23 protein-coding genes and 1 tRNA gene are annotated in these 26,336 nt (G+C 43.4%); 8 read left to right on the top strand and 16 right to left on the bottom strand.

Going from position 1 to position 26,336, the window contains the following annotated elements; genetic code table 11:
* Positions 1-153: 153 nt before the first annotated feature.
* Entirely contained in the window at positions 154-867 is a 714-nt protein-coding gene (gene ubiG, locus ABXT42_RS04415) for a bifunctional 2-polyprenyl-6-hydroxyphenol methylase/3-demethylubiquinol 3-O-methyltransferase UbiG (RefSeq protein WP_443629156.1), read from the top strand.
* A 62-nt stretch (positions 868-929) separates the two neighbouring features.
* On the top strand, positions 930-1,670 hold the full coding sequence (locus ABXT42_RS04410) for a YciK family oxidoreductase (RefSeq protein WP_443629155.1): 741 nt from the start codon (positions 930-932) through the stop codon (positions 1,668-1,670).
* On the opposite strand, the gene ABXT42_RS04405 is transcribed toward ABXT42_RS04410, so the two are convergent.
* On the bottom strand, positions 1,657-1,902 hold the full coding sequence (locus tag ABXT42_RS04405; RefSeq protein ID WP_443629154.1) for a GIY-YIG nuclease family protein: 246 nt from the start codon (positions 1,900-1,902) through the stop codon (positions 1,657-1,659). The two genes, ABXT42_RS04410 and ABXT42_RS04405, sit on opposite strands and share 14 nt — an antisense overlap.
* A gap of 95 nt (positions 1,903-1,997) precedes the next feature.
* Here ABXT42_RS04405 and ABXT42_RS04400 point away from each other — a divergent pair, with 95 nt between their 5' ends.
* Positions 1,998-3,032 (top strand): DUF3549 family protein, encoded by a 1,035-nt coding sequence (locus ABXT42_RS04400; protein ID WP_443629153.1) that lies wholly within the window; start codon positions 1,998-2,000, stop codon positions 3,030-3,032.
* Positions 3,033-3,063: 31 nt separating this feature from the next.
* Here ABXT42_RS04400 and ABXT42_RS04395 read toward each other — a convergent pair whose 3' ends face one another.
* The 4 genes from ABXT42_RS04395 to ABXT42_RS04380 form a co-directional block, all read right to left on the bottom strand.
* Positions 3,064-3,777: a hypothetical protein gene (locus tag ABXT42_RS04395; RefSeq protein WP_443629152.1), complete on the bottom strand. Its 714-nt coding sequence runs from the start codon at positions 3,775-3,777 to the stop codon at positions 3,064-3,066.
* Positions 3,770-5,506, bottom strand: a complete 1,737-nt coding sequence (locus ABXT42_RS04390; RefSeq protein WP_443629151.1) for a hypothetical protein — start codon at positions 5,504-5,506, stop codon at positions 3,770-3,772. Before ABXT42_RS04390 ends, ABXT42_RS04395 begins: the two co-directional genes overlap by 8 nt.
* Before the next feature lie 73 nt (positions 5,507-5,579).
* A complete protein-coding gene (locus ABXT42_RS04385; RefSeq protein WP_443629150.1) occupies positions 5,580-6,563 on the bottom strand; it encodes a membrane dipeptidase in 984 nt (327 codons plus the stop codon).
* Positions 6,564-6,610: 47 nt separating this feature from the next.
* The gene (locus ABXT42_RS04380) at positions 6,611-8,044 is read right to left on the bottom strand and encodes an aldehyde dehydrogenase family protein (RefSeq protein WP_443629149.1); all 1,434 of its coding nucleotides are present in this window, start codon (positions 8,042-8,044) and stop codon (positions 6,611-6,613) included.
* A gap of 132 nt (positions 8,045-8,176) precedes the next feature.
* Here ABXT42_RS04380 and ABXT42_RS04375 point away from each other — a divergent pair, with 132 nt between their 5' ends.
* Complete coding sequence (locus tag ABXT42_RS04375) at positions 8,177-9,091, top strand: LysR family transcriptional regulator (protein WP_443629148.1); 915 nt, start codon at positions 8,177-8,179, stop codon at positions 9,089-9,091.
* On the opposite strand, the gene ABXT42_RS04370 is transcribed toward ABXT42_RS04375, so the two are convergent.
* The gene (locus tag ABXT42_RS04370) at positions 9,092-10,090 is read right to left on the bottom strand and encodes a D-cysteine desulfhydrase (RefSeq protein WP_443629147.1); all 999 of its coding nucleotides are present in this window, start codon (positions 10,088-10,090) and stop codon (positions 9,092-9,094) included. It abuts the gene before it with no gap.
* Positions 10,091-10,127: 37 nt separating this feature from the next.
* A complete protein-coding gene (locus ABXT42_RS04365) occupies positions 10,128-11,264 on the bottom strand; it encodes a hypothetical protein (RefSeq protein ID WP_443629146.1) in 1,137 nt (378 codons plus the stop codon).
* Between the two features lie 214 nt (positions 11,265-11,478).
* On the opposite strand from ABXT42_RS04365, the gene ABXT42_RS04360 reads away from it, so the two are divergent.
* A complete protein-coding gene (locus ABXT42_RS04360; RefSeq protein ID WP_443629145.1) occupies positions 11,479-11,898 on the top strand; it encodes a YeeE/YedE family protein in 420 nt (139 codons plus the stop codon).
* An 11-nt stretch (positions 11,899-11,909) separates the two neighbouring features.
* A complete protein-coding gene (locus tag ABXT42_RS04355) occupies positions 11,910-12,320 on the top strand; it encodes a DUF6691 family protein (protein ID WP_443629144.1) in 411 nt (136 codons plus the stop codon).
* Positions 12,321-12,360: 40 nt separating this feature from the next.
* On the opposite strand, the gene ABXT42_RS04350 is transcribed toward ABXT42_RS04355, so the two are convergent.
* Complete coding sequence (locus ABXT42_RS04350) at positions 12,361-12,684, bottom strand: YqcC family protein (protein ID WP_443629143.1); 324 nt, start codon at positions 12,682-12,684, stop codon at positions 12,361-12,363.
* A 215-nt stretch (positions 12,685-12,899) separates the two neighbouring features.
* Between ABXT42_RS04350 and ABXT42_RS04345 the strand changes: the two genes are divergently transcribed.
* Positions 12,900-13,514: an HD domain-containing protein gene (locus tag ABXT42_RS04345; protein WP_443629142.1), complete on the top strand. Its 615-nt coding sequence runs from the start codon at positions 12,900-12,902 to the stop codon at positions 13,512-13,514.
* Positions 13,515-13,519: 5 nt separating this feature from the next.
* On the opposite strand, the gene ABXT42_RS04340 is transcribed toward ABXT42_RS04345, so the two are convergent.
* Entirely contained in the window at positions 13,520-14,788 is a 1,269-nt protein-coding gene (locus ABXT42_RS04340) for an NAD(P)/FAD-dependent oxidoreductase (RefSeq protein ID WP_443629439.1), read from the bottom strand.
* A gap of 203 nt (positions 14,789-14,991) precedes the next feature.
* Between ABXT42_RS04340 and ABXT42_RS04335 the strand changes: the two genes are divergently transcribed.
* Entirely contained in the window at positions 14,992-15,675 is a 684-nt protein-coding gene (locus ABXT42_RS04335; RefSeq protein WP_443629141.1) for a 2OG-Fe(II) oxygenase, read from the top strand.
* A 148-nt stretch (positions 15,676-15,823) separates the two neighbouring features.
* Here the strand turns inward: ABXT42_RS04335 and ABXT42_RS04330 are convergent, their stop codons facing one another.
* From ABXT42_RS04330 to ABXT42_RS04300, 7 genes are all read right to left on the bottom strand, one after another.
* Entirely contained in the window at positions 15,824-17,449 is a 1,626-nt protein-coding gene (locus tag ABXT42_RS04330; RefSeq protein ID WP_443629140.1) for a GMC family oxidoreductase, read from the bottom strand.
* Between the two features lie 68 nt (positions 17,450-17,517).
* Entirely contained in the window at positions 17,518-18,297 is a 780-nt protein-coding gene (locus ABXT42_RS04325; protein ID WP_443629139.1) for an MOSC domain-containing protein, read from the bottom strand.
* A gap of 349 nt (positions 18,298-18,646) precedes the next feature.
* Positions 18,647-20,575, bottom strand: coding sequence for a DNA topoisomerase III (locus tag ABXT42_RS04320; RefSeq protein WP_443629138.1), 1,929 nt, complete (start codon positions 20,573-20,575; stop codon positions 18,647-18,649).
* A 79-nt stretch (positions 20,576-20,654) separates the two neighbouring features.
* Positions 20,655-22,775, bottom strand: a complete 2,121-nt coding sequence (locus tag ABXT42_RS04315) for a hypothetical protein (protein WP_443629137.1) — start codon at positions 22,773-22,775, stop codon at positions 20,655-20,657.
* A gap of 369 nt (positions 22,776-23,144) precedes the next feature.
* Positions 23,145-23,221 (bottom strand) — tRNA-Val (locus ABXT42_RS04310).
* Between the two features lie 154 nt (positions 23,222-23,375).
* Positions 23,376-24,386, bottom strand: coding sequence for an aldose epimerase family protein (locus ABXT42_RS04305; protein WP_443629136.1), 1,011 nt, complete (start codon positions 24,384-24,386; stop codon positions 23,376-23,378).
* On the bottom strand, positions 24,383-26,335 hold the full coding sequence (locus tag ABXT42_RS04300; RefSeq protein WP_443629135.1) for a beta-galactosidase: 1,953 nt from the start codon (positions 26,333-26,335) through the stop codon (positions 24,383-24,385). The genes ABXT42_RS04305 and ABXT42_RS04300 overlap by 4 nt, the downstream gene beginning before the upstream one ends.
* Position 26,336 lies beyond the last annotated feature (1 nt).

The following is a 26,336-nucleotide window of genomic DNA, read 5'->3' as shown; positions in this document are numbered from 1 at the left end:
CGTCAGCTAATGCCCTACTTTAGCACGATCTGTGCCTTATTTGCCACCTGCAAAGCCTTCATTAGCAGTCTGCCTTTAAGTACATTTTCAGATGCAGAAAATAGATTTACGCGCTATACTGAAGGCCATTTTTTACTAGTGTGAAACGCCACCGTGAATCAAAACGTAGACCCAGAAGAAATCGCCAAATTTGAAGCTCTTGCTGCCCGCTGGTGGGACCTGCATAGTGAATTCAAACCTCTACATGCCATTAATCCATTGCGCATAGGCTGGATTGATGAGCGCGCCCACCTCCATGGCAAGAAAGTAGCCGATATTGGCTGTGGTGGGGGCATTGTTGCCGAAGCAATGGCCCTGCGCGGAGCCACTGTAACAGGCATAGATATGGGAGAAGCACCTCTTAAAGTAGCGCAGCTGCACAGCATAGAAAGTGGCGTGGAGGTAGATTACCGACAAATGACTGCCGAGCAGTTAGCCGAAGAAGAAGCAGGCTTATATGATGTAGTCACCTGCTTAGAAATGTTAGAGCATGTGCCAGATCCAAGCGCCGTGGTTGAGGCTTGTGCAAAGCTTCTTAAGCCAGGCGGCCAAGCCTTCTTTTCAACTATAAACCGTAATCCAAAATCCTATTTATTCGCTATTATTGGCGCTGAATACCTATTGAAAATGCTTCCTAAGGGCACCCACGAACATAAAAAATTCATTAAACCCTCTGAACTGCATGAACATATGCGCCTAGCGAATCTTAATCCATGCGAAATGACGGGCATGACCTATAATCCATTGACAAAAAAATATGCTCTAAATACTAAAGATGTGGATGTTAATTACCTTGTCTACGCCACAAAACCCCAAACCGATCAATAAAAGATCAACAATTTAGACCTTAAAATAATCTAGGTTTGAATCATTTTAGGACACCATTTTCCATGTTTGATTACACTGCGCCAGATCAACTTCTTAAAAATAGAGTCATACTTATTACAGGCGCTGGCGATGGCATTGGCCGCGCAGCTGCTATAGATAGTGCAAGGCTAGGTGCAACGGTTATATTGCTAGGACGCACCATAGAAAAACTAGAAGTTGTGTATGATGAAATTGAAAATGCTGGATACCCACAAGCTGCTATTTATCCATTAGATTTACGCTCTGCTACCGATGAAGACTACATTAGCCTGGCACAAGTTGTGGAAGACGAATTTGGCGGCTTAGATGGCTTAGTGCACAACGCATCAATATTGGGTCAACGCACTCCATTGTCTAACTATGAATCGCGCACATGGAACCTTGTAATGCAGGTCAATGCCACTGCCCCATTCATGATGACGCAAGCCCTTCTGCCCTTATTAGAGGTGTCAAAAGACGCCTCTATTATATTCACAAGCTCTAGCGTTGGCGCTCAAGGCAAAGCATACTGGGGCGCCTACAGCGTATCTAAGTTTGCAACAGAGGGCATGGCTCAGATACTGGCTGATGAAACTGGAAATACTAGTAAAATTCGCGTTAATATTATCGATCCTGGCGCAACTCGCACCAGCATGAGAGCACAAGCATACCCTGGTGAAAACCCAGCACAAAACCCACTACCCAAAGACATCATGCCTGTTTACCAATACCTTCTTGGACCTGACAGTTTAGGCATTACTGGACAGCGGTTTAAAGCACAATAGAATTTACTGGAATTAATTCCATTTTTTGTTTACGTGTTAATTTTTTCAGAGCAAACTCGCGCTTACTTGCTGCAGATCGATCTGGCTGTGGCTCCACAAAAACCATAGCTGAAGCTGGATCTGTACGAAAAAACTTCGCCCCTAACTTACCACCATCACAGTGTTCTTTAAAGCGTCTAGCAGGATCAGTGGTGATGCCAGTATACAAACGGTCGCCTTGAGTTTGTACCATGTAAACCCACCAGCTTTTTGCCACCACAACACACCTCTTTGCGTAAAACTTGATATAATATTCGTCATCTTAACCTAGGCCCACGAGCAGACCAAATGCAACCTGTAGAAACTTTAAGTGATCTTTTGCAACAACTACAAGGTCAATATCGCATATATGACATGGGCTGTCGCCTTGGCAAACTATCTTCAACGGATTTTAAAGCCTTCGAAGAAGGACGCAAAGCCTATCCTCTTCCTTGGTTACGACATGCCTGGGTGGGCATTCTATCTTGGTCACCAAAGACGCCAGAAGAAAAACTCACCACTCCAACCATTTGGTTTTTAAAACTACCACTGGATGAACGTGGTTTATTAATTCAAGCAGCACGTGATGAGTTTCTTAATCAGCTGTTAGAAACCATTGGTACTAACATGCTAGACAAAAAAACATCTGGTGAGTGGGCTGAACAACTAAAACACAGTAACCTTGCCTTTACCCCAGATCAGGCTCGTATGGCGGCCTTCCATGCCCAAGCAAGCCTTACTTTAGAGCAAACAGCATCTAGCTTTTATCCAGCTGTGCAAAGCTACATGCGCAAAGGTACCACGCATAAAGACTGGCAAGAACTAGGATTGCAAGGCTTTGCCGACTTCGCTATGCGCTTAGGTCAACAAGATGATTGGCAACAAAAAGTCAAACACCTACCTGCACCAGTGCTTGATACTCTTGCTGCACAGCTTGAAAATCAAAAGCTTAGCCACACACTATCCACAGAGTTTATCTTACGCGCAAAGGCCAGCAACGATGCTGGCGAAAAAGTAGCTTGTTTACGGGCTGTCAGTCAGTCTCCAGACTTTTTATCACGCCAAAAGTGGCTAAAAGAAATAATGAGCAAGGAGCAAACTGTCGGTGTTGAGCTACTCGCTACCATTGCAAGTAAATGCAGCCAAGACCTAGTGGCAGAGTCATTAATGGATCTTTTTATTCATCAATGTGCTGCAGATCAAGGTGTGTTTAATGGTTTAGTGCAAGAGCTTATGTTTCAACCCAAACTGCGCGTAAAAGTGTTGGAAGCATTTAGGGCCGATGAACGCAGCCCTGCGCTTATACAAGCCATTGGATCACTTATGGGACAAACACAAAGCTAGGGTATTGTTCAAGTAAGGGCCACATGGGTAATTAGCCAGGCCCAGCACCGGCCCTTGACGCTTCTGTTTCTGGCACAAATGAAGACTGCATCATGCGCTGTAAACGGGCAAACAACTCACTCTCTAAATGTATGCCCTGATCTAAACAACGCTCACGCCAACCTAACAAATCAGCACCATCAGTGATCAAAACCCCATCAATGTCTGCTTGCCCCATACATAGTAGCAATTCATCAGCACCAACCACCTCTTGTAAGGGCTGATACAAACCTAATAACTGGCCATCTGCAGCAATCAATACGCAACGCTGCGCCCCACTGTGATGAGTAAAATACAGTGCATAACATTGCTGAGCTATGGAATTACTTAAAGGCTGTGTAAGCCAGTTCATTAGGCAAGGCACAGCAAAAGCCGCCCCCACAACTCGTTTAATGCGTAACTTAGGCGCTGCTTTAGATAAAGCAAAACCTAGAGCCAGCTCAACTTGTACAAGGGCCGACTGACCCTGAGCATCAAATACAACCTCATCATTACTGAATGATACAAGCAAAGGCGAACTAACAAGCCCATTGAGCGCATCTAACGCATTATTTAACAATCGGCTATTAGCTAGGCCCAATTGGAAAGCCGCAGCGGCTTTTATACCTGCCGACAATTGGTCACCTGGCGAGAAACCCAGACCCTCCACGCTTCGTTTGACTAAAAACTTAAGCTCATTAGCTGACAAAGACATTAACTTAGGCATTTACTTGTTTCTCACGAGCGATATTATTGGCCTTGCCACTCATTTTTTCTACGCCAAGGATAGGCGCTATAGGGAAATACCAATCATCGTTAAACTCATGATTTAAATCATCAACTACAGGCGCGCCTTGGAACATGGTATTACGCACCCACAAGGCTGATTTTGGATCAAACTTACCCACGCCAAAAAAAGCCAGTTTGCAGCGCAACAAATGCATAGGCAAGACGTCTTTGTGTAATAGGTTAGCTCTAATTTCACCATACTGGGTCTGAGACATGGTGGCAATACGATTCACAATGCCAAGGTGTATTGGCTTTTGTAACAAAAATTCCGCCACACTTATATCAGCCAAGGTTTCCATCGCGATCAATAAGTCATCGTGGCAGGCCTGAACAGCCTTAGCAATACCTAAAAACATTTGCACTTCAACGCCATCATCAACACCTGTTTTACCAAGTCTTGGCTCTATTTTTTCTTGTGAGTAATACCAAAATGTTTGATTTTCTTCATCTTTATTAAAGTCATAATCAAAGACCCAATCATAGCTTTCTTGAATGCTATCAGCTAAGTTCTGGGCTGACGCGGTGGGGTCATAAGTTAGGCTTTCGTTAATCGCTAACAGATCCTCCTTGGGGTTAACAACGCTTGGGTAAAGCTCAAGCAACAAGCTGACTAACAACTCTTGCGTTTCTAGGCTGTAGTTTTGCAACGCCCAGTCATGCAAAACGCGCCAATCATTTAGCTTGCACGTGTCGCTGCCTAACCAATCACTTAAATCTTGTGTATCCACTAAAAGCTGAATGTTATTTGCACTTTGCCATTCATCAAAAGTGCTCACTTCTCGCACATGCTGCATAGCCTGAAGCAAGATGCCTTGCAACTTCATCACATCTGCTTGATCCACTGGTTCTGCTAACACCTCAGCATAGGCTTGCTCTCGCTGACCAATCCATTGACTCATCAATAAAGGGTGATTAATTAAATAAGGTGCCATCCCCAAGCCAGTAGAGTTACCAATGCCAAGGTAGCGCTGTAGATTAATATCCAAATCTACCGCGTCTGGGTACTGCGCTTGATGCACCATATGATGAAGCTGGTCTAAGCTAAATTGGCGCAATAAGTAACACACTAGCATTTCAGCAGAGAAAGGCCGAGCTAAATCAGGATGTTGGCGGGCAATTTTACCCCAGTCGCAGGCCCCAAACTTACCCGACCCATACACTGCAGTAGTGCGATACAGGTACCCCACTTCTGCAAGTTTCTTGGGGTCAGGCTGTTGACCACTGCGTAATTGTGTCAATAAGGTATCGAATATACGCGCACTTTTGTTGCCACGAGAGAGGCACAAACTACGCGCATCTATACGCCCAGCTTCTTGTAAAGGCACATTTTTTGCTAGCTGCTTTAGCCACAAGTCATCCACCTCTCCCTCAACCAAGGACATGGTGAGATCCCACTTTTCTGCAATGACCCTGTCATTGCGCTCTTTGGGATCTAGGTATTGAGAAAAAATGACCAAACTTAGCTGGCTATGGGGCATTTTTATATCGAACACAGCATGGCCATAGCCGTCTTTATCTAGTTCAAATTGACTGTAACTAATTGCCCATTGATCTTTAACCATATGCCTAACTAAAGTGCGCATAAAGCTTAAACGACTAGAAAACCCAGAGCCTAAACGCTCTAAGTCCATTGCCTGCGCTGCTGGACGTAATATAACCTGGCTCATATAAACACCTCAAAGCTCACGCCTTAGACTCAAGTAGCCCTAAACGCGCACATAATAATATAGGTTTAATTAGTTAGCGCTGCCCAAATCCTGCAGCACAAAAATCTAGCCAATTACGGCCCATAATTTTTTCCACTTCAACGTCATTAAAACCTTTATCTTGCAAACCAACCACAATATTAGGGAAATCTGCACTGGTTTTAAACCAAGACAAAGATTCAGGCCAAGCCGCATTATTAGCAGAGCCTTCGCCATAATCCATTTGTTTTGTCCAACGGCCGTTACGCATCCACTCCAAAACTGAAAGCGGCTGATTTAAGCACAAGTCACTACCCATGCCCACACGGTCAATACCCATTAAATCTACAGTCTCTGCCACCATAGTGCAAAATTCATCTAAACGACACTGCGGACCATTTTTAAGATGAAACGGATACATACTGAAACCTAACAAACCTTCACTCTCAGCAAGAGCTGATAAAACCTTGTTAGATTTATTACGTTTAGCCGGTTCAAAAAATGTTGGGTTGGCATGACTAATTACAATAGGACGCTGTGAGATCTCTATAGCTTGCAAGGTACTTTCTTGGGCACTATGAGACATATCAATGACCATGCCTACACGGTTCATTTCAGCAATAACCACCTTACCAAAACGAGAAATACCAGAGTCTTTAGCCTCATAACAACCGGCACCTAACAGGCTTTGATTGTTATAGGTTAGTTGCATAATACGCACGCCTAATTGATGGAAAATTGCCACTAGATCAATATCATCTTCAATGGGTGAGCAATTTTGAAATCCAAAAATAATGCCTACTTTGTTCTGAGCATGAGCAGCCTCAATGTCTGCAGCAGTATGAACAGGCATGATTAAGTCATTGTGCATTTCAAACATACGGTTCCACTGACCGATGTTCTGCAATGTTTCTCGACTTAGTTCATGGTAAGCAATGGTGACATGCACAGCACTTAATCCGCCATCACGCATTTGCTCAAATACTTCACGACTCCAGTGGCTGTATTGTAAGCCGTCGATCATCATCATTTTGCTCATAGTGTTTCCCCTTTGCCCATTGGTGTTGCTGCCACTGTTATAAGTAATTATGCTTTCATGTAAGTGGTCTTAACTTCAGTGTAGAATTCTTGCGCATATTTACCCTGTTCACGAGAGCCAAAGCTTGAGTTTTTACGACCACCAAAAGGCACATGGTAATCAGTGCCAGCAGTAGGTAGGTTAATCATCACACAGCCTGTTTTAGCATGGCGCTTAAAGTGAGTGGCATATTTAAGAGACGTAGTACAAATACCGCCAGTTAAACCATACTGAGTATCGTTTAAAGTAGCTAAGGCTTCATCGTAGTCTGCTACTTTTATTACACAAGCTAACGGGGCGAAAGCCTCATCGATATTAATACGCATTTGGTTTGTGGTGTTAATAAACAATGCAGGTGTCATAAAGTAACCTTTACTGTCGTCAAATTCACCACCACAAACTAAATCAGCGCCTTCATCTTGGGCTAATTTAAAGTATTCTTTGTTTTGCGCGTATTGCTTAGCATCTACAGCTGGTCCAATAGTGACGCCTTCTTCTAGAGCACCGCCAACCTTAAGCTTGGCCATACGTTCTTGCACTTTAGCAACGAATTCATCATGCACACCGGCCGTTACGATTAAGCGCGACGATGCTGTACATTTTTGTCCAGAACTACCAAAAGCACCGTTAACAGCACAATCTGCTGCATTATCTAAATCGGCATCATCCAATACAACCAAAGCATTCTTACTGCCCATTTCCAACTGGAATTTGGTGAGATTACCCGCAGCTGCAACCGCTACACGCTTACCTACAGCCAATGAACCGGTAAAAGTAATCGCGTCTATGTCTTCAGAGTTGATGAGCCTTTCACCAACACTTGCACCAGAACCCATCACTAGATTGAATAAGCCAGCAGGAATATCTTGCTTGGCAATAATTTCAGTCAATAATACAGCGCTAGCTGGGGTTAAGTTAGCTGGCTTCCAAATCACTGCATTACCAAAAGCAAGGGCTGGCGCAATCTTCCAAGACGCTGTTGCTGTAGGAAAATTCCAAGGACTAATCACCGTCACAACACCCATAGGCTCACGACGCACATCAATTTCTACACCAGGGCGCACAGAGTCTGCAGTCTCGCCCATCTGGCGCAATACTTCAGCTGCATAGTACTGGAAAAACTGACCAGCTCGATATACTTCACCACGGCCCTCTGCACGAGGCTTACCTTCTTCGCGAGAAAGCATTTCACCAAGCTCATCACAACGAGCAATCATCTCATCACCAATCGCTTGCAATACACGCTGCTTAGCTTCTAGGCCTGTGGCTTGCCACTGGACTTGTGCCGCACGGGCAGAGGCAATGGCCTGATCCACCTGATCGGGGGAAGCTTGGGTAAACTGACCCACCACTTCGCTGTGATTTGAAGGGTTAATGTTATTAATGGTTGATTCACCATCGACCCATTGACCTGCGATGTAGTTTTTTTGTACCTGGCTCATGTTCGCTCCTTCACTGATTTAACTGGCATAATTTGTTTAGTTAGGCCTATTTTAGACCTACTGCCTTGATAATAATAATCAATTAAATATATAATTTAATAAGTTTTATTATAAACGCCTTAGGTTAGCATCATGTTGCCCGATATAAAAATAGCTCAAATTAACACCTTTCTTACCGTAGCCCACTGCAAAAATTTTCGCCAAGCTGCAAATATTTTATGTAGATCACAACCCGCGGTTAGTTTGGCAATTAAACAACTTGAAAATTTGTTAGGAGCAGCTTTATTTAATCCTGAGCGTCATGGAGAACTCAGCGCCTTTGGCATCGCTTTTTTACCTGAAGCTAAAGCCCTTTATAAACACTATGAAACTGCTGTACACAATGGCATGAGCATGGCACAAGGACAGTCTGGCAGCATCAAGCTGGGGGTTCTACCGTCTATTGCCAAAACGGTGTTAGCTCATATAATGAGGGATTTTTTAGCACAGCACCCTCTGGTTCACCTGCAAGTGCAAGATGATAATGGGGATAATTTAAGGGACAAAATATTAGATGGACGGATTGATTTAGCTATTAGTAGTATCTGGCAAACAGAGAACGACCTGCACCATACAAACCTATGCGCTGACAGGGTGGGTATTGTCGCTCTAAAAACACACCCATGGATGCAACAAGTTAACGACATTGATTGGGAGGCCCTAAGCCAAGAAAAGCTCATACGCAACGGCACTACACCATTGGTAGAAAATACTCCTGCACAAGCATTTTTATCCGCATCTACACAGGTGGCCAACATGACGTCATTGGTAGCGATGCTAGAAGCCGGTGCTGGCATTACCACATTGCCTTGGATGGCCTTCCCAAAAGACAGCGAAGAACTAGCTTTTAGATTAATTGAAAAGCCTAAAATCAAACGTCAAATCGCCCTGTTACAGTCTCGTCGTCATCAACATATGCCTGTAACTAAAGCGCTAGAGCAAATTATTATTAATACGTTTAAAAATAGAAGCAAATACCTTGAGAGCCCAACACAGCTAATTACTTGATTAACACTCGCTCAAACACTCACTGTATGCAAATAAGCCTGGTGTACCGCCAGTGTGCAAAAACAAAACCCGATCGGAGCTATCAAAATAGCCGTGCCTAACCAGATCTAACAACCCTGCAAAAGCTTTGCCAGAGTAGACAGGGTCTAGAAATAAACCTTCCAAACTAGCAGCAAGGCGCACTGCTTCGATCATTGAGGGTGTAGGATGACCGTAGCCAGATCCATAATATTGATCAAAACAGATGACATGATCTTCGTGCAACTTGGGCTGTTTTAATAATTCTTGGACCTCATGCAACAACGCTAATACTTTTTCACACTGCTCAACACTTGAGCGACTTACAGTGATACCCAATACCGGAATATCAATACCAGCCAATGCCAATCCCGCAAGCAATCCTGCTTGTGTGCCCGCACTTCCCGTAGCTAAAACAATAGCGTCAAAACTAATATCTTGAGCTTGTAATTGGTTCGCCAATTCTAGACCACAATTAACATACCCCATTGAGCCAATGGCATTACTTCCCCCTACAGGCATCACGTATGGCACTTGTCCAGCCTCGGCTAGGGTTTGAGCCCTTAAAGCCATGACCGCATCCAAATCTTGACCTGCTGGCAGCAAATGCAATCGAGCCCCAAGTAGCTGATCCAATAAAACATTACCAGAATGACTGTAATCTATTTCTGAAACACCTTTTACTTGCTCCAAAAATAACTCACACCCTAAGCCAACTTTAGCCGCTGCCGCCGCTGTTTGTCTGGCATGATTTGATTGTATGCCACCAGCTGTAAGCAGTATAGTGGCTCCTTTTAGTTGTGCGTCTGCAATTAAAAATTCCAGTTTTCGAGTTTTATTTCCACCAAAAGCAAGGCCAGTACAATCGTCTCTTTTTACCCATAACTCTGGCCCTTTATGCATGTCATTAATGCGCAACATAGGCTCTAACGGAGTGGGCCAATGACCCAATTGGATTTTAGGATGCAATAGTTTTTGCATGTTCAGCTCCCTTGCGACCATCCTTTTGGCTATTCAATTACTCGCTATAGGCCAAATTACGAATTTGATTCTGTAATTGATCTAACTTTCGATTTGTATCCCTTCGAAAGGAGTTTACTGAATCTATAGACTCCTCAACTAGATAAACCCGCTCATCCATTTCACTGGCATTTTGCTCAATCGCTGTTAACACCCTAGAATTATTTTCAAGGCTATCGATACGATTGGTGACCTCTATTAAACCTTCATCTGCCTTAGAGCTTTCTAATTGATTCGATACACTTGCAATGGTGGCGTTTAACGTAGATAGATCTTGTACACGCTGTAAGGCAAGCTGTTCAGCTAACTGAGCATGAGCAATATCTGCCTTGTGCTGATCAGACAGGGCCTTATCTTGCTCCTTAATCTGCTTCAACACAGTGGACAAAGTATCTTGTAGTAGTTGTACTTTATTCAGCTGCTCGTTTACGCTTTGCATTGCCAATTGGCTAGTTTGACCAGCTTCTTGTATTAAAAGCTGTTGCTGGGATGCTAGTGTTTTTTGCTTGTCGACTTTATCAGTTTGAGTGACAAACATTTCTTGATGCTGCTTAAGAGTAGTGGTGTTATTTTCAATGGCTTTTTGGTTTTCCTCTATCGCAGGCCTATTATTACGATAAGTAACACCCCACAATTTATCAATCTCTGTATCTACAAATTTATTGCGCTCTTTAGCTCGGTTATCCATCAACCTTACTTGGGCCTGAACCACAGTGCCTGATTTATTTGCATTTACGTCAGTGGCAACAACCAGAGCTTCTAACTCTCCGATTCGTTTGCGAGCGTGGTCTAGCTCACCTCGGGATACCGTTAATAAAAGATCCACATCAGTTAACTTGTTGTAAGCCCAATAACCACCTCCCAAAATACCTACACACATAGCCAAAACCAACATCCATAATATTAAGCTTTGTTTAGCAATCACTTGAGGACCACTTGTGTTCATTTTACGAGGCGGCGCAATTGGCCTGCGATTTTCTCTCACATTTGTTCTGCCCACACCAGCTGAAGACGCACTAACGGGCTCATCAGCTGCATTGCGGCTGGAGGAAACAGAGCTCTTTCCAGCCCCTTTTATCTCGTCTGAATCTGGCATTAAGCTGGGCAGATCATCAATATCATCATTATTTGGCATCTAGTGAAAATCCATATTATTAACTTCATTCTTACAATACTAAACATACCACGATATGGGCCATTTGTTGACACCCCAGCAGCATAATTTGCGTGTAATTCTATTTTACCCAAAAGCATTTTAATAAAGTAATAAGCATATAATCTAAAAGTTGGATTGACAGGATTCCTAAGCGTGCATATAATTAGATAATTCTAATATAGAGGTTAAAATCATGCTTGAAGTATTCCCAACACAAGCCCTTCTAGGTGGCGTTTTGATTGGCATTAGTGCTGCGTTATTACTTGCGTTTAATGGGCGTATCGCTGGTATCAGCGGTATCTTGTACAATTTATTGTTCAACCCACTAAGTGGATCAGAGCGCAACTGGCGCATAGCTTTTTTAGTAGGCATCGTTGCTGGTGGTTATTTAATGTTGCCTGTTGAATTTGAATTACGCCAAGGTTACTCACCCGCTTTGCTTATTATTTCTGGTTTAGCCGTAGGCATTGGCACTCGTATTGGCAATGGGTGCACTAGCGGACATGGGGTTTGTGGTATCGGCTTAATGGCTGGGCGTTCGATTGCCGCTACCATCACTTTTATGGCTACGGGCATTATCACCGTTACCGTTTTACGAAACTTCATCGGATAAGGAAGACTCACATGAAACGTATTATCATCGCTCTACTATCCGGTCTTATTTTTGGTGCAGGCTTAGTCATCTCAGAAATGGTAAACCCTACTAAGGTACAAGACTTTTTGGATCTATTTGGCAACTGGGACCCAAGCCTTGCCTTTGTTATGGGTGGCGCTGTAGCTGTTACACTATTGTCTTCACGCTTTATTATGAAACGCAAAGCGCCACTCTTTGCCGACCGGTTTTATATGGCCGTCAAAACAAGTGTTGATAGTCGATTACTTTTAGGCGCAAGCTTATTTGGTATTGGTTGGGGACTTAGTGGCTATTGCCCAGGACCTGGCATTCTAAGCGCTATGATCAACCCTACTGAAGCTATGGTATTTTTGCCTGCACTGCTAGTAGGCGGTTGGATTGGGCAACGCTTGTCCGCGTAGCCGTATTTATCTGACATAGCTTGCGGTATAAACTAAGCATCTATACCGTAAGCAAACCATCCATGCGCCTTATGCTGCCCAACAAGCCTTTAACTGCATCGTCTAAATCTTTAAAGGCTTCTTCTGCCATCGGCAGAATGGCACTTTTTTGTGGTAAATCTGCTTGGGTTTCGGCCAAGTAACTCAGCCTTGGTATGAAAATCCACTGTAACCATTGCCCTAAACCCATACGATCAAAACAAAAAGCCTCTGTACTAAGTAACGCCTCTTCTGAAGGCGCTATATCACTCCAGATACCCAAGTTTTGAAGCTCTTGTTGCAAAATCCCAAGCTCTCTAAGAATGTCTTGATGCAAGCGTGCCATATGTAAGAATCATTTAATTGAGTTAAGACTTATTCTACCTCAGCTCTGTGATAATGGTTAATCTATTTAACATACTTAGCCTCTCAATCGTTATCACCTTTTATGAAGCTTTCCCAACCTTCCCAACCTTTCTAACATCTGCCTTGCCATGGCTTTATGAAACTGGCATTCTTTCTAGGCGTTCAAACGCTAAAACTCTGAAATTGGAAGCATGTATGGCCACCGTTAGTTTTACCCAAATGAAGCATGGTACACGTGAAGATTATCAGCTGCTGCATCAACATGAAGAATCTTTTCATGGGAAAACAGCGCAGCGATTGTTGGCAGAGCTCAAACGCCAGGGCCAAGATAGTTTAGATGGTTACCCCATCAGCCGCTTAGAACACAGCCTACAGTCTGCCACTCGTGCATGGCGTGACAATGCCAATGACGACTGGATAGTGGCTGCTTTACTGCATGACATAGGCGATGGGTTGGCACCACAAAATCACGACCGTATGGCAGCAGAAATAATAAGGCCCTTTGTGAGTGAAGAAGTAACATGGGTGATTGAGCACCATGGTGCGTTCCAAATGATTTATTACGCCCATCATATAGATGGCTGGAACCCTAATGATCGAGATCAATATGCCGGCCACAGCTACTATCAAAGTGCAGTAGATTTTTGTGAGCGCTGGGACCAGAACTGTTTTGAGCCTGACTATGAAAATCAATCTCTAGAATTTTTTGCCCCTTTTTTAGAGCGCGTATTTGCGCGTAAAGCCTATGCTCAAAAGACGATTAAAGCGGGTGAAGTGTCTGGGTTACCCATCATAAACCACGCTCTTTGATCATCTTAAAAGCGCCCTGGTGCAAAAGCACTAATATCAACACTAGGTGCCTTGTTATCAATAAACTCGCTAATCAACTTACCGGTGATGCCTGACAAGGTTACGCCAATGTGGCCATGGCCAAAGGCGTAAAAAATCCCACCATCCTTACTAGAGCGACCAATGACAGGCTTGGAATCAGGCATAGAAGGCCTAAATCCTGTCCACTGGCTGTCGTAATTTTTAAGTTGTGGCAGCAAGTCATTTACCGCACCTGAGATGATTTCCAAACGTCGAGGATTTATTGGGTTATTAAGACCTGCCAACTCTACTGTCCCCGCTGCTCTTAACCCATCGTTCATCGGTGTCAAATAAACACCGGCATCAGCCCAGCCCACTGGCCGCTGAAGAAGTTGCTGTTGAGCGTTGTACATTAAGTGGTAACCTTGCTCTGTATCCAAGGGCAATTGATCACCTGCCTGTCGAGCCAAATCTTTAGACCAAGCACCAGCGGCAACAACGACCTTATCAGCCAACACACTGCTGCCTTGCAGTAATACTTTAAGCTTATGCGCATCTACCCTTTCAATGCCTAGCGCCTTGTTGGTAATAATTTGCCCACCCTTAGCAATGACTGAAGCACCCATACGTTGCAATAAATTTAATGGGCTAAGAAGGTGCTGAGCGTTGTCAAAAAACAAACCGCGCTTGTAAACAGGGTTTAACTGAGGTTCTAAGTCTGAAATTTCAGCTTTAGTTAGCTTAGTAACAGGTATTCCACTAAGGCGGCGTAGCTGGATATCTGATTTAGCCTTCATAAAACCTGCTTCACTACCATACAAATACAAGGTGCCATTTTTAGCGACAAGATCTTCACCTTTAGCAGTTTCAATCAAAGGCGCTAGTGCACTTTGTGCGTGACTCAATAAAACACCAAGCTGATGACTAATAGACGCTACCTGAGAAGGCCTACTGGCCCATGCAAAGCGCAACAACCAAGGTGTGAGTTTTGGCAGATAAGACCAGCTTAGCGATAAAGGACTTTGGGGGCTAAATAATAGTTTAGGGATATTTTTTATGGTGCTTGGCGTCCCTACAGGGATATTAGCGTAAGTGGCAATAGTACAGGCATTCCCAAAATAAGCTCCTTTTTCGAAGGGTTCTGGGTCTATTAGTGTGACTTTATGACCACTTTTTTGTAGCCACATTGCTGTAGCGACACCAACAAAACCGGCACCAATAATGACAATGTCTTGTGGATTTGAATTAGCTTTTTCCATGTCTTTCTCTTTGATAAACTGTGTCGACCTTCCAACATCATAGCAGCCTTAATTCGCCAATTATCATGGAAGTTGCTAACATATTGTCAATAGCCATTTTACACGTAATTAATAAGTGGTAAACAGTGCTGATTACATTACGTAGATGCCCTAGAGTTTGTGCCTTTGTATAAATATTTTTACTAATCACGCACGCAATTAAATAAAGGGATGATTTAATGTGGCTCAATGATGAACAAGTAACTGATCTTAAATTAGATCAATATCAAGAGTCCTTACTAAGCGCCTGCCCTAATCATATAGTGATTGATGGATTATTTAATGAGGCCAAACTTGATGATGTCATGCACATCTTGCAACAATCCCCATACTGGCAAACTCAACAACACACCTACTCTGCTTTATATGTGGATAGCGCTGCATGGAAGAACGCAACTGCAGCGCAGCGCTTTGTACAGCGCGATGTTTGGAAACGTGATGCTGTAAGCCCTAACCTTGCTGAGGAATTTTTATCCTTTTTGCGTAGTGATGCATTTATGTCGGTCTTATCACGCCTTTTTAACGTGCAATTAACCGATATCAATGTGGCTGAGCCTGAAATAAACACCAATTACTTTCGCCTAGCAAGCACAGACTTTGTTGAACAACATGCAGATGACTCACCTGGCAGAGAGGTCTGCATGTTACTGTATTTAAATAAGAACTGGAGTAATAAAAAAGGTGGCGAGCTCAGTTTTATAGGCAACAAAGACAACCAACCAATCACTATCTCACCGCTATACAATCGTTGTGTTTTTTTTAATCCTTCATCCTCAGGCTCTGAACATTGGGTAGAAAAGTTACGCTTTGAGGATGTCGATCTATACCGGTTTAACGTTACTAGTTGGTATTGGAGGGAATAATTTACTAGCTTTAAAAGAGTATTTTGCACAACCAATAATACTACCCACTTTAGTATCATAGAACTAAAGCACTTATAAAAGTTTCAGATCTTGTTTCTTTTTCTAGCTAAAGCATGAGCCTATTTGTTATCAAAGATAAAAAACAAACTTAGTGCCGCTCTGCCAACACCATAGCAGCCCCCCGCTCGCCGATCATCATGGTGGCGGCTGAGGTATTACCACTGATAATATTGGGCATTATAGAGGCATCCATGACGCGTAAGTTATCTACACCAATGACTTTTAATGTTTTTGGGTGCACCACCGCTAATGCATCTATCCCCATTTTACACGTGCCTACTGGGTGGTATACGGTAGTGGCAGTATCACGCAGATAATTAAGAATTTGAGCATCCGTTTGAACACTTTCCCCGGGCGCCATTTCTTTGCCTCGTAAATGATCAAATTCAGGTGCAGCCAATATCTTTCTAGCTTCCTTAATACCTTCTATCAATGTTTGCTGATCTTTTTTATGACTAAAAAAATTATAGTCAATCATCAAATTGCGCTTATATCCGTCATGAACCAGTTTCACACTCCCCCTACTAAGAGGGCGTAAGACACAAGTGAATAAAGAATATCCATGGCCCCATTCAAACTTTTTGCCCCTATGACTGCGATATAGCGGAGCAAAGTGAAATTGCACGTCTGGGTCTGGATTTGGCTGAGTATCTTCATTGAGGGCAAGCTTTGTTTTAGCAAAACCACCCGCTTCAACATAATTGGTTGTCCACCATCCTTTACGGCTAAACCAGTACTTAAACGGTGCCGATAACACATGAGGTAATAATGTTTTTAAAGATACTCCCATAGAGTCAGGCGGCACAGATCTTACTGTTACCATGCTGTCTATATGGTCTTGTAGGTTTTTGCCAACGCCAGGTAGATGATGGTTACACTCAATACCCGCCAGACTTAGTTCATCCCTGTCGCCAATGCCTGAAGCCAATAAAATACTCGGTGACAAAATAGTGCCTCCACAAAGAATCACCTCAATGTTGCAATGCAAATGTTGCTGCTCACCTTTATGTTCAATGGTTAAACCTGTTACTACATCAGCTTCAATTGTTAACGCTAATGCTTGGGTATGCGTCATAATAGTAAGGTTACGGCGACCCTCTACCGGCTTTAAAAACGCCGTATAACTACTCACACGCTGGCCACGTTCTTGTTTAACATTATAGATGCCTAACCCTAGTTGAGTAGTGCTATTAAAATCAGTATTTTCTGATAATCCAGCAACTTTTCCTGCAGCAACAAACACCTTAGCAACAGGGTTTGGGTCTTGTTGTTTACACACATTCAATTCGCCATCAAAGCCATGAAAATAGGCACTTTGGCCTATTTGATTAGACTCCATTTTTTTGAACACAGGCAACACGTCTTCATAACCCCAACCTTCACATCCCAGCTCAGCCCAAGTGTCATAATCATTGCGACTGCCCCTAATGTACACCATGCTATTAATAGCACTAGATCCTCCTAAGCCCTTGCCACGATTAATCTTCATCACCCTATTGGACAGATTTTTTTGTGGCAAACTAACAAAGTTATAATCGTATTTTTGATTACCGTAAAGACCAAATATTCCAGCAGGAATACTGACCCAAGGGCTCTTAGCTTTGCCACCAGCTTCAATCAAACACACACTAACGCTTGGGTCAGCACTGAGCCTATTAGCTACCACACACCCAGCTGAGCCTGCACCAACAACAATGTAATCAAAATAAGGCATAGATAGCTCTATGGTTAGGTTTAAATGGAGTCATATTAATACCACGATCATGCATGAGCTTCACCCGTCTAGCTCAAAACCTCTACAGTGTCTCCGATAGAGATAGCGCCAGGTCGAACTACAATGAGGTTAACTCCAAATCCCACGCCACCCTCTGGTAACTTTCTATAAGTTGCCAGAGTTCGCAAGGGCTCTTGCTGTTGGTGCTTAGTGAGTAACTCAGGATCAATCGTGGTAAGTACACATCGCTCACATGGGTAAGTAACTTCTAGCTCACATTCACCGATACGTATTCTTTTCCAGCCATCTTCAACATCTGCAATAATATTGTCAACCACCAAGTTACTTCGAAATCGGTCCATTCCAATAGGCACATCCAAGCGTTGATTCAAAGCAGCTAAAGAAGCAGTAGTGGTCAGCAAAACAGGCTGCGCATCTGCAAAGGATACGGCTTCACTGGTGCTTTTTGAGTATAAGCTAGCACTAAAAACTATACGGCAGTTCATCCCTAGATAATCACTTAAAGCAGCATCTAACGCCTCGCTTTGTGGCCAAGCAAGCAATGGCGCTTGCGCCCAGTGTTTAACCATAATTGGCGTATTTGGCTTTGCAGCTAAAGGCAATAAAAACTCTTGGCGCTTTAATGTAACGCGTAAATTATCGCCTTCAACACGACTTAATACATGCAATAATTTGGGGTGCTTACGCGAAGTCACCATAGCGTTATTGCCGTCTATAACCATCCAATGCCTATCTAAAGCAATCCCTGTAGGGAACAGATAGGCGCTTTGAGGTGATATTGGGTGTGTAGATTTAATCGGGTAAGTATGGATTTGTGATAAGTACATTATGCCGTTTCCGTGCTTGCCTGTTATAAGGATCTGCTTAAGTCACCAATAATATGCAGCATGGAGGAATAAGTCTAGAAATTAGCAAGGCTCTCTTTTGGCACAGAACACACTGGCAATCTCGGCATGTTATTACGTAACAAAATAGCTTAAACCAAGCCCTGCAGTAATGTACATTTCATGGCACCTAGCTTACATGGTGAAATATTATCATTTATACCTAAGTCATCAACTGAGATAGGCTTTAGTTGGTATAGTCAATGTAGGCTAGAAAAACCTGCCAAAGGCCAATAGGGCGAATTTATAGGGGAGCAGTGAGTCATGACTGAGCTAGATCTCAATCATGAAGTTAAATTTTATTAGCCGATGCTGCCTTTTTTCTTCTTACTTTGCGCTTAGTATATGCCTTACCCATGCCCTGCATACCAGAGAAGCTTACGTGACTCACCTCTTCAATCAAAGTGCTTAGGCTTCGAGTTAGGGGGTGCATAAACGCTTCATATTTAATATCTTTTTTACTAATCGCTTCAAGCTGAGATTCCCAGTGGGCCGTCATATCAGGCAAGACCATTTGCTCTGGCAGGCTATTAATCAGTTGTCTGCCCACCTGTGTTGCATGGATTTCTTTGCCTTTACGCGCTAAAAACTGCCTTTTAAATAACAGCTCAATGATCCCTGCCCGCGTAGCTTCAGTGCCCAAACCGTCAGTTTCTGAGAGTACTTTTTTTATATCAACACTTGATACATATCTAGCAATACCAGTCATTGCCCCAAGTAAAGTGGCGTCTGTAAAATGCTTTGATGGGCTGGTTTGTTTTTCATTAAGGCTGGCATCTATGCAATCCACTGAATGTCCTTTTGCAACATTAGGTAGGTTTTTGCTAGCAAATTCATTATCACTTTTAGAAGACTTAGGTTTTGGAAATAATGCCTTCCATCCTTGGCACAGCACATCTTTTTGTTTTGCTATAAATAGTCCTCCTGCCACTTCACTATCAATTTGCTTTTCAGCAAATTCAAAGTGAGGATAAAACTGAATGAGGTATTGCCTAGCAATTAATTCATATACGTTGCTGGCATCCTTGCTCAGTGCAGCACTGCCTGTAGATCTTGCCGTAGGGATAATTCCATGGTGCGCGCCTACCTTAGAGTCGTTCCATGCATTACTCACAATTGATAAATCTGCTTGTGTTACCGCGTCCGCTAAAGTGGGGCTGGTTTTAGCAATGGCTTGGGTTACTTTGCTCTTATCATTGAGATGGCCACGAGGTAGATGACGGCTATCAGAACGAGGATAAGTAATTAACTTATACTTTTCATAAAGTTGCTGACATATGTCTAATGTTTGCTGGGCAGATAAGTTAAAACGTTTAGACGCATCTATTTGCAGTGTGGAGAGGTTATAGGGTAATGGTGGGGCTTGCTTCTTTTTGGTTTGTTTAACCACAGTGACCACGCCTTGCTGATGCATTACTTTATTCACTACTTTGGATGCTAGCTGGTTGGAAAGGATTCTGCCTTCTTCATCTGCATAGGGTTGGCACGCTTTACTAGGCTTCCATTTAGCAATGAACTGTTCACCTTGAGTCGTTTGCAAAGTGATAAATACTTCATAGAACGTTTTTGAAACAAATTTCTCGATAGCTTGGTCTCGATGCACAACTAAACCCAAAATAGGGGTTTGCACTCTACCAATAGAAAGCACACCCTGATAACCTGAGCTTTGTCCCTGCAGCGTGCATAAGCGAGTCATGTTAATACCGTATAGCCAGTCTGCTCTAGCTCTTGCCAGTGCAGACGTCGCAAGGGGAATAAAATCTATATTATTGTGAAGATTGTTAAGAGATTTTTTGATGGCATCAAGGTTCATATCATTAATCAAACACCGCTTTGTTGACGCTCGTTTGGCGGGGCTTACGTTACAATAATTGATTACTTCATCCACTAAAATTTGACCTACTCGATCTGGGTCCCCTGCATTGACCAAAGTATCTGCTTGCTTAATAAGTTTTTTAACCACATTAAATTGTTTACGTGTTTGTGGCTTTACTTGTGACTTCCATTGCGCAGGAATAATAGGCAAATGTGCTTTATCCCATTTTTTATAATCTGGGTTATAAGCTTCTGGCCCTGCTTGCTCTAACAAGTGGCCAATACACCAAGTGACCACATCTCCAGAGGCCACAGTAATACACCCGTCACCTTTTTGGTGGGGCTTAGGCAAGGCATCGGCTATGGCACGCCCTACACTTGGTTTTTCGGCTATATATAAAATCACTTAATTTTCTCAAAACCTACGATGTGGCCTAAGCTAGCATCTAGTAGCCATAGCCTGTAATTTTAACGTAAAACACCGCCTAAGGAATCAATGCATAACGATAAATAACATCAGTATCGTTGGATCCTATAAACAAACAGTCAAATCCACTTCCACGTGAAGCTAGCAGGATACACTGGCTTGTCAGCAATTCTTGGTCATCCATAGCCTGGTTACAACTCTCTCTTGCTTGCGACAAAGTTTCACTGAACACAAGCCGCCCACCCCGTTGCTGCCAATCATATTGCGCTTGGAAAGTGGCACATTCTTGCGTTTCATTGATGATTTCATATTGCCCTGTACCATCAGCGTGTATGCTTTCAGTGCCCACATCAATCCATTCACAGCCCTGGGCGAGAGTTTGTAGCAGGTAGTTACCAGGCTTGACGGCATTTGTTGGCTCACCACTGGGGCTATTAGCCGGTAGTTTTACACGGCTATTAACATCAAAACGAATACCTTTACTTTGTGCGGCCATTTGCATGGTTATATTCGCTTTTGTATTGGAAAGGGTAGCCATACTAACATGCAAATCGGCGCACTCATGGGCTTTAAAGCCGCTCTCACCAGCAAAGATACCTATCCCCTGACTAACCATATTGCCTAGTTTTTCGTAGTTAATAGAGGATGAATATATGCCAAGCTTATTGGTTTTTTCAAACTGCATCTCTTGTGCTACTCGTTTACTAATTGGGCCATCAAAGATGACAAAATGTTTACCTTTTACCGCCAATTTTGGTGTTATACCTGGCGGTAGCTCTGCTATATTCAACGCCACGCTAGAGCCATCAGAAGGTATTTCCACACCTGATAATTGGGGCACAAACGGCACTAAACTTGACAGTAATTCGGGGTATTGTGTGGTGATTGAAACAATGGCGTCTATGACCACACTTCCATCTGCAATAGTAGCTAAGTCTATGTCATAAATGGCAGCACCCAATCCGCTAAAGCCTTGTCCAGCAGATGCCGCAATAAATAAGGCTGACAAATCCATAGCCATGACCTCTTTTTGTAGGTCCTGAAGCTCGTCACAGCTAAAGTCGGCAGCAAGCATTTTGCTTCTAAGCTGACTCATTACTGGTACCAAAGCACTCATATCAAAACCTAAGGCGGCAGAAAAAAGTGCATCTTGGGCTGTCAATGTATAGCTGGGAAGGTGCCCATTAAGCTGTTCAAGAGCTTGCGCTACTCCAACGTCTGTAATTTGTAATAACAGATGCGCATCTACATCTAACACATCGCCTTGTAGGCCCATGCTGTCCACACCAAACACTAGTTGTGGCACAGCCTCTGCGATGTCTAACCAGTCTCGTCTGCAAGCTTTGGTTATGTCAGACAAAAGCTCATCACCAACAAGCGCAATTAAATCTTCGCCCGCTTTGCTGCTTTGTGGGTCGCTCACTGCCCTGGCTATTTCAAGCAAGTTAATAAATCCAGTGGAGTAGGTTAAATACCCTTCAGCCTCTCTTATCTTTGCCATGCTTTGGCTATCAGCCACAGAATAGGCTTCTGGTAACAAGCCTAGTACATCCAAGCGACGCGCCTTAGAGAGCTTATCAGGCATGATAGAAATGCTAGCGACATTGTCTGATATTGCCAACGCTAGCCACAAATCAAAACCCAAGTCTTGTTTTGTTTGTAGTCGCCATAAATTGACATCATGAATGCCCCAGGTTTGTACTTGATGCTTTACCCCACTTTGCTTGCCTGCGTGAGAAAACAACTTGATCAGCGACTGTGAGTCGTTAACTGCCAGTTGGACAACAGGAATCAATCCATCTAAATAAACCGCACTGGCCATACTTTCATGCAGGCCATAAACACTGCTTAAGTCATATAATCCATCACTTTTATCTTCAAGCCCACTTTTGAGTAGGCTAACTAGGAAGTCAATCTCAGCAGTGTATTGCTTGGAGTTTATACTTTCCAGTTGATTAACTAACAAGTCTATTTGTAAATTATTAGCGCCAAAGTTTTCTGCGGCACCGGATATTTCAGGATTCCCTAGACCATCCATGTAAAACAAGGTGTCTGCCGGCGCATGCCTTTGAAAGTGCTGAAGGATAGTTTCTTGTGTGCCTTTCGTTGAATTAGCCACCACAGTGAGGCTAAAGCTCAAGGTCATTAATAAAGCCAACACACGTATGAAAGAACTCATTCAATGCTCCATTTTTATTAGCAGAACAACACTAAGCATTCACCTAGAATAAAGTGAGGCCGGCTGCTTTAAATAATTAGTCATTTAATCAGATAAAAAATAGCACAGTTTTGCCTTTTTGTGGAATCCAATTAAAGACCTTAGGTGTGCGTTTGAGTGTTTATAACTGTGGTATCAATAAAGCCAATCCGGCATGGGCTGTGGCGTTAATTATTACGTTAGTTGCCACAACTAAATTACAACCAATAAAAAAGGCTAGCCCGCAAAGGATAGCCTTTTTTAACTTAAAACTCGCATTATAGGGGCTTGACCCATAAATTAATGCCTAGTTTTTGGACATTTAGTCAATACAACTAAACGTTGAATATGTGGTAGGACTAAGCAGATTCGAACTGCTGACCTCATCCATGTCAAGGATGCGCTCTAACCAACTGAGCTATAGTCCTAAAAATTCCTGACCCATAGTACAGATCAGTGGGGGCGCATGATACAAATATTTGGAGGTGTTGTAAACTGCTTTTCATCGCTAAACTGCATGTATTGCTAACCTTCCATTATATCAACTTCACCTGGGCCTTATTTAAGCATAAAACTTAACGATTAATGTGCATCTATATCAAAAGCAAATCGTGTATGTTGTGAATACACATTCTTAGGGTGCAGCACAACACTTGGGAATGCGCCCTCATTAGCTGCATTAGGCCACCCCTGCGGTTCTAATGCCAAAGCTGCGTGCGCAGTATAGGGGCGTGCGTGAAGCGCTTCTTGTGCATTCACATTCACATGGGCCGCATCATATACTTGCAAGCCTGCTTCGCAGCTAAACAATTGCATGCTGATTCCTGATAAGCGCGACTGCAATAAAGCCACAGGTTTTAGCTTTCCAGAAAAGTGGTTGATACAAAAATTGTGATCCAAAGACGGCTTTTGAGCTAAACCATCTAAGCTTTTTAGTTGCAGATAGTCTTTGTCTGTATTGACTACACTTGCCTCATGCCCTAGAGGAATACCGCTCGTATCAGTGGCTAAATAAGTGTTTGCTGCTACGCTTAAATAATGATCTTTTAACGTGAGTGTATTATCTAAATTAAAATAGTTATGTAGTGCAAAGTTGCACAAGGTCGTTTGGTCTGTAGTGGCTTCAATCTTCACATCCAACACATTGTGTTCAACAGTGTAGGTGACTTGCACCGCCAAGTGACCAGGGAAGCCCATATGCCCATCAGGTAGATTATCTTGCAGCACCACTTGATTAGCGGTTGCAGACACTAATTTCCAATTACGAAAGCTGCTACCATTAGGCCCACCATGCAGTTGATGTTGGTCATTTTCAGCCATAGTGAGCTTTAATGGATGGCCCTCTAATACACATTTGCCCTTTGCAATCCGGTTGGCATTACGCCCAACTACTGCGCCAAAATAAGCAGCATTGGTAATGTAGTCCTCTACTTTTTTAAACCCAAGCACCAGTGGATAATCAAAGTTTTTTAAACGAAGATCTTTTAGACAGGCACCAAAACTAATTATTGTGGCTTGTAGCTGATCATCACCAATAGTCACGCAGGCAATGTCACTACCATCTGGGGCTTTAGCACAAGGCCTTAAGCTCATTGGATTAACACACCACCTGGTTCTATGGTGTGTGCATCCACTTGGTGAGGTTTATTGTCATAGTTAAACCAAAAACTGTGGGTTTGAGTGTTACGACGGCGCACCCCTTCTGGCATTTTTTGGGTAGTGATATTTGCCATAGCACACACATTTTTCACCACCCGCTGCCAAGCACTTTGGTCTAGCCAGGCTGATAAATACAATTGCTTGCCACACTGCACTAACACCGGCTCGCCATCTTCACTGTGTTCAATAACATCACCGAGGCTGCCATTTATACTCAATATTTCACGATAATTTACCACATAGCCACCGTTGTCTAGAGCTATGGGCCTATCTGGTCGCAGGCTTTCACATGACAACACAGTCACAGGCAAAGCATCAACGTTAGGTGGCAGCGGCACTGGTATAGCCATCTGCTGGGTTTTGGCAGCACTACGCGGCCCCCACACTACGTGACCTTTGGCTTGGCTTAGTGTTTGTTTTAACAAGCTGTGCATATGCATAAGCCCTGGCGCCCAGATCAGCTCATACTGATCACAACACGTTTGCAACTGCAACGATGATGGCGGCACAATATCTACCGACAAGCCCTGCTTTCGTAGCGCTTTGTAGCAGTCAAATACCAAATCAAAGTAACTAGTATTGGCAGCATGAGGTTGAATTTCCCAGGCCCACTGAGCATGGTAATCAAATACCAAAGCCACATCTACCTTGCCTTTGCTCACTGGAAACTGCTCAATCTCTTGTGCAAGCTGACGCACTTGTTCATAACACGGTGCTTGGCTTGAATCTGGACGCAATAGGCCTGAGTGCATTTGTTCCTGAGCAAAAGGTGCTTGGCGCCAGCGAAAGTAACACACAGCCTCAGCTCCATGAGCTATAGCCTCCCAGCTCCACAACCGCACCATGCCAGGCAAAGGCGCAGGGTTATAAGGCGCCCAATTGACAGGCCCTGGTTGTTGCTCCATCACCCACCAGCGGCCATTACCCACACCACGGTATAAATCATGATGAAAAGCTTGAAAATCTGGATCACCTTGGCGCTCATATTGGCACTGATGGTCTGTCGTTGCATTAACACGATCTTCTAAAAAACCGAGTGGGTAACTATCCCAAGTTACAAAGTCTAGATCTTGTGCTACCGCGCCATGGTCAAAATCGGTAATACGGCCCATAAAATTATGGCTTACAGGGGCTTTGGAGTGGGCTTTAATAACCTGCACTTGAGCTAGGTTAAAATCACATACCTGGTCTGAGCTAAAACGACGATAAGCCATATAGTGGGCTGGATTAGCTTCGGTAACAGTGGCATTAGGCAGCTCTATTTGCTCAAAACTATTGTATTGCATCGACCAAAACACATTACCCCAAGCTTCATTGAGCGCATCAATATCTCTAAATTGTTGTTGCAGCCAAGTGCGAAACCCTTGTTTAGCCGCTTCGCTGTATGAATAGATAGTGTCATGGCAGCCATATTCATTATCCACCTGCCATGCGTGTATGTAGGGGTTGTTACCATAGCGTTTGGCCATAAGCTGCGCCATGCGCACAGATTCCTCACGATAGCCAAGATGGCTAAAGCAGTAATGCCTACGTGAGCCAAATTTTCTAGCATGGCCATTTTCATCACAAGCTAGCATGTCTGGCCATTTATCCAACATCCACCTTGGCGGTGTAGCACTGGGTGTGCCAAGCACTACCTTAAGCCCTGCTTGCCCCAACACTTCTATGGCATCATCTAACCATTGCCACTTTAGTTCTCCAGGTTTAGCCTCTAATACACCCCATGAAAACTCAGCAATACGCACCCAAGTTAAACCTAGTTGTGCCATTTGCTGCGCATCTTCTTGCCACTTTTCCCTTGGCCATTGCTCAGGGTAATAACAAGTACCAAGTGTAGGTTTAATGGGTAAGGCAAATTGGTGTGATGATTTATCAGTGCTCATG

It is taken from the genome of Candidatus Njordibacter sp. Uisw_002, assembly GCF_047730155.1.
Classification (GTDB): domain Bacteria; phylum Pseudomonadota; class Gammaproteobacteria; order Pseudomonadales; family Balneatricaceae; genus Njordibacter.
The sequence above is the reverse complement of the archived record's forward strand: the minus strand, read 5'-3'. Positions and strand labels throughout refer to the sequence as shown.

Excerpts from the sequence above, each read along its gene's own strand:
- ABXT42_RS04410 (WP_443629155.1), top strand. The coding sequence starts at position 930 with ATGTTTGATTACACTGCGCCAGATCAACTTCTTAAAAATAGAGTCATA.
- ABXT42_RS04405 (WP_443629154.1), bottom strand. The coding sequence starts at position 1,902 with ATGGTACAAACTCAAGGCGACCGTTTGTATACTGGCATCACCACTGAT.
- ABXT42_RS04400 (WP_443629153.1), top strand. The coding sequence starts at position 1,998 with ATGCAACCTGTAGAAACTTTAAGTGATCTTTTGCAACAACTACAAGGT.
- ABXT42_RS04395 (WP_443629152.1), bottom strand. The coding sequence starts at position 3,777 with ATGCCTAAGTTAATGTCTTTGTCAGCTAATGAGCTTAAGTTTTTAGTC.
- ABXT42_RS04390 (WP_443629151.1), bottom strand. The coding sequence starts at position 5,506 with ATGAGCCAGGTTATATTACGTCCAGCAGCGCAGGCAATGGACTTAGAG.
- ABXT42_RS04385 (WP_443629150.1), bottom strand. The coding sequence starts at position 6,563 with ATGAGCAAAATGATGATGATCGACGGCTTACAATACAGCCACTGGAGT.
- ABXT42_RS04380 (WP_443629149.1), bottom strand. The coding sequence starts at position 8,044 with ATGAGCCAGGTACAAAAAAACTACATCGCAGGTCAATGGGTCGATGGT.
- ABXT42_RS04375 (WP_443629148.1), top strand. The coding sequence starts at position 8,177 with ATGTTGCCCGATATAAAAATAGCTCAAATTAACACCTTTCTTACCGTA.
- ABXT42_RS04370 (WP_443629147.1), bottom strand. The coding sequence starts at position 10,090 with ATGCAAAAACTATTGCATCCTAAAATCCAATTGGGTCATTGGCCCACT.
- ABXT42_RS04365 (WP_443629146.1), bottom strand. The coding sequence starts at position 11,264 with ATGCCAAATAATGATGATATTGATGATCTGCCCAGCTTAATGCCAGAT.
- ABXT42_RS04360 (WP_443629145.1), top strand. The coding sequence starts at position 11,479 with ATGCTTGAAGTATTCCCAACACAAGCCCTTCTAGGTGGCGTTTTGATT.
- ABXT42_RS04355 (WP_443629144.1), top strand. The coding sequence starts at position 11,910 with ATGAAACGTATTATCATCGCTCTACTATCCGGTCTTATTTTTGGTGCA.
- ABXT42_RS04350 (WP_443629143.1), bottom strand. The coding sequence starts at position 12,684 with ATGGCACGCTTGCATCAAGACATTCTTAGAGAGCTTGGGATTTTGCAA.
- ABXT42_RS04345 (WP_443629142.1), top strand. The coding sequence starts at position 12,900 with ATGGCCACCGTTAGTTTTACCCAAATGAAGCATGGTACACGTGAAGAT.
- ABXT42_RS04335 (WP_443629141.1), top strand. The coding sequence starts at position 14,992 with ATGTGGCTCAATGATGAACAAGTAACTGATCTTAAATTAGATCAATAT.
- ABXT42_RS04330 (WP_443629140.1), bottom strand. The coding sequence starts at position 17,449 with ATGCCTTATTTTGATTACATTGTTGTTGGTGCAGGCTCAGCTGGGTGT.
- ABXT42_RS04325 (WP_443629139.1), bottom strand. The coding sequence starts at position 18,297 with ATGTACTTATCACAAATCCATACTTACCCGATTAAATCTACACACCCA.
- ABXT42_RS04315 (WP_443629137.1), bottom strand. The coding sequence starts at position 22,775 with ATGAGTTCTTTCATACGTGTGTTGGCTTTATTAATGACCTTGAGCTTT.
- ABXT42_RS04305 (WP_443629136.1), bottom strand. The coding sequence starts at position 24,386 with ATGAGCTTAAGGCCTTGTGCTAAAGCCCCAGATGGTAGTGACATTGCC.
- ABXT42_RS04300 (WP_443629135.1), bottom strand. The coding sequence starts at position 26,335 with ATGAGCACTGATAAATCATCACACCAATTTGCCTTACCCATTAAACCT.